4 protein-coding genes are annotated in these 3,110 nt (G+C 69.6%); 3 read left to right on the plus strand and 1 reads right to left on the minus strand.

All coding sequences use genetic code 11. From position 1 onward, the window contains the following. Positions 1-829 (plus strand): thioredoxin family protein (locus E4L98_RS08560; RefSeq protein ID WP_371857205.1); only part of this gene is annotated, 829 nt, incomplete at its 5' end. 51 nt (positions 830-880) lie between these two features. Beyond that, entirely contained in the window at positions 881-1,552 is a 672-nt protein-coding gene (locus E4L98_RS08565) for a hypothetical protein (RefSeq protein WP_135201145.1), read from the plus strand. Positions 1,553-1,558: 6 nt separating this feature from the next. On the opposite strand, the gene E4L98_RS08570 is transcribed toward E4L98_RS08565, so the two are convergent. Beyond that, positions 1,559-2,155 carry a CHAP domain-containing protein gene (locus E4L98_RS08570; RefSeq protein ID WP_167761300.1) on the minus strand — a complete coding sequence of 199 codons (597 nt, stop codon included), beginning with the start codon at positions 2,153-2,155 and terminating at the stop codon, positions 1,559-1,561. Positions 2,156-2,258: 103 nt separating this feature from the next. Here E4L98_RS08570 and E4L98_RS08575 point away from each other — a divergent pair, with 103 nt between their 5' ends. Beyond that, entirely contained in the window at positions 2,259-2,936 is a 678-nt protein-coding gene (locus E4L98_RS08575) for a response regulator (protein ID WP_229257315.1), read from the plus strand. Positions 2,937-3,110: the final 174 nt, after the last annotated feature.

Here is a 3,110-nt window from a genome sequence, read left to right on the forward strand (position 1 = left end):
GGCCAGCGCCCTGACGATCGGCGCCGGCAACGCGGCGCCGCCGCGGCTGGCGAGGGCGCTGAACGTACCGGTGGTGCCCTCGCTGCGCCCGCCCGCCAGTTACGCGCCGACCACGACGACCAGCGCCAGCTTCGATGCCGATGTGATCCAGCGCTCGCACCAGGTGCCGGTACTGCTGGAATGCTACGTGAACTGGGCCAGCGCGTCCCAGGCGGTGCGGCCGCTGATCCGGGCCAGCCTGCAGGCGGCGGCCAGCCCGGCGGCCTGGGTCGAGTTCGACATGGGCCAGGACGCCTCGCTGGACCATCTGGTCCACTCGGTGCCCTACCTGCTGGCCTTCATGAACGGCCAGGCCGTCGACGGCTACGCGCCGCGCGCCGACCAGCCGGGGGAGCTGCTGGACTTCATCCAGCGCCTGGGACCATCGTTTTTGCCGACAGGCACGGACCGCATGGTCATCGGCTTCGACATGAATGTGGTGCTGCTCAGCCGGCCGTGGCTGGCCCAGGACTTTCTGGCCGCACCGACCTGGTACGTGCCCGGCCTGGCCCGTGGCGCGTTTTCGCTGGGCCAGTCCGTGGCCGGGCCGGGCAACCTGGCGGCCCTGCCGATCGCCTGCGTGCTGGCGCGCGACCTCAGCATCTCGGCGCAATGGACCAGCGGCGACCGCTCGGCCATCGACAACGCCGCCGACCTCGGCCCGTTCAGCCTCGCCGGCCACCAGTTCGACGGCCACAGCGGCACCGTGACCGTCAAGGGCATGCAGGCGATCGGCTGGGTCTGCAGCGTGGTTCCCCCCGTGCCGCCACAAGCCGATCCGGCCATGTGATCCGCGCACGATTTTTCAGCAAGCATTTTCACCACCAAAGGAGCATCTCTCATGGAAAACCCCTACCTCACCCCACCCCAGGTCGAAGGCCCGCAGTCGCGCAGCTGGGGCGCCGGCTTCCTGTTCGGTTTCCAGGGCCCGGCCCTGTCCACCACCGCCCAGGCCGACGTCGACACCGAGGACGTGGACGCGTTCAACGAAGGCGTGCTGGCCGGCCAGGACGCGGCCATCAACGGCCTGCCGTTCGAGCCGAGCTGCGTCGACCTGAACGTGGAACGGCCGGAATGGCCGCACGTGCTGGCGACCGAAAGCTTCGGCGTGGGCATGACCATCCGCGACTTCATCCGGTTCGCGCGCCTGACCGGACCGAAGGCGGCGGAAGCCCTGGCCGGCGGCATCCTGGGCGGCATCCTCGACATCGTCACCGTGTCGCTGGCTTTGGAAACCTTCAACGACGATCCGGAGCAGGCAATCGTCGAGGCCGGCACTACGCTGCAGGATGCCCTGCAACGCATGGGCTATGACGTCGGCATGGAACTGTACATCGGCGGCGGCCTGCAAATCGCACCGGAAACAACCGGCTGCGAGATCAGCCTGACCGCGATTTACCGCAGCCAGGAGGCGGCTTCGGCGGCAGCCAAGGCCATCGGCCGCCCGAACTACCTGGTGGCCGGCTGGCGCACCGACCAGTCCGGCGGTATCTCGGTCCTCGAGCATGATTGAGGCCTGTCACGCCACGTCGCGGCACCAGGCGTAGATGCTGAGGTGCTGCCGCGTGAACTTTTCCGGCGTGGTGATCTTGATGGCGTCGTACGGCGCGCTGCGCAGATTGTCGGCCGAGCAGTGCGCGATGCGGGTCGCACTGCCCTGGTCGTCGGTCTCGATGACGATGGCGACGTGGCCGTAGTGTTCGCCGCTGTCCTTTTGCGGGTACACCACCAGCGCGCCGGGGCGCGCTGCCCGCAGCTGCTGGAAGCGCCGTTGCGGTCCGCTGGCGTCGGCCCAGATGCTGTCGGTGTTGATCCAGTCGCCGGCGTCCGGACCGGGAGCGAAACGGGCCAGGCCGAGCGCCCAGCAGACGAAGCCGCTGCAGTCGCAGGCCGGCAGTTCCAGGCTGGCATCGGTGACGTCGATGCCCATCTGCCGCGCCAGCGGCGCCAGCTCGCGCTGGTCGGCCGGGTCCAGGCCGGCCCATTCCCGCGCCACCCGCACCGGATTCGATGGCAGGGCCGCGTGCGGATCGCGTCCCCCCTGGCCTATCCAGTACAGGATTGCATGGCCGGTGGCGGCGCGCGCACGCGCCAGGACTTCTGCTGCTGTGGTCATGACCATTCCTCCCAAAATCTCCACTATGCGCGCCGCGCGGCCGCCCGGCAATCACGCATATGCGTTATCGACAGCGCTGTCGCGTTGCATTAGAATTAATTTTATGGCTTCCCCGCACGCCCATCCCTTGCCGACTTCCGTCCTGATCGTGGAGGACGAGCCCGAGCTGCTGCACCGTTTTTCGGCCGCGCTGCTGGCCGAGGAAGGCTTGCAGCTGGTCGCCGCGGTCGCCACCGGCGCGGCGGCGCTGGCGGTGCTGTCGGCCAGCGTGCCGGACGTGGTGCTGCTCGACCTCGGGCTGCCCGACATCGACGGCATCGCCGTCATCCGCCATGTCATGCAGCATCGGCCGGAGTGCGACGTGCTGGTGGTGACCATGTTCGGCGACGACGACCACGTGTTCGCCGCGCTGGAAGCCGGCGCCACCGGCTATTTGCTCAAGGACGTCGGCCTCGACCGCATTGCCGCCAGCATCCACGAGCTGCGCGGCGGCGGCTCGCCGATTTCGCCCAGCATCGCGCGCCGCGTGCTGGCGCGCATGCGCGGCGCCGCGCCCGCCGATGCCGCCGGCGGCCAGCCGCCGCCAGCCGCGGTACTGACGCCGCGCGAAATCGAGCTGCTCAAGCTGACCGCCAAGGGCCTGAGCTTCGACAAGGTGGGCGAACTGCTGGGCATCTCGCCGCACACGGTGGTGGCCCACGTCAAGAAAATCTACCGCAAGCTGGCGGTCCACTCGCGCGCCGAGGCGGTGTACGAAGCCACGCAGATGGGGCTGCTATGAAATGGTGGCGGCTGTGCGGCGCCGTGCTGGCGTGCGCAGCCGCCGCGCTGGTCTGGCTGCCGCCCGGTCCGGCGCGCGACGACGCCGCGCAGCAGCACGTGCAACAATTCACGCAGGCGCTGATGCTGCAATCCGACGCCGAGTCGCCGCCGCCCGCCGGCGCGGACGCCGCCG

The organism is Duganella callida, assembly GCF_004614165.1.
Taxonomy (GTDB): domain Bacteria; phylum Pseudomonadota; class Gammaproteobacteria; order Burkholderiales; family Burkholderiaceae_D; genus Rugamonas; species Rugamonas callida.

What these genes read in the sequence shown, in the direction of transcription:
- E4L98_RS08565 (WP_135201145.1), top strand. Translation starts at nt 881, where the DNA reads ATGGAAAACCCCTACCTCACCCCACCCCAGGTCGAAGGCCCGCAGTCG.
- E4L98_RS08570 (WP_167761300.1), bottom strand. Translation starts at nt 2,155, where the DNA reads ATGACCACAGCAGCAGAAGTCCTGGCGCGTGCGCGCGCCGCCACCGGC.
- E4L98_RS08575 (WP_229257315.1), top strand. Translation starts at nt 2,259, where the DNA reads ATGGCTTCCCCGCACGCCCATCCCTTGCCGACTTCCGTCCTGATCGTG.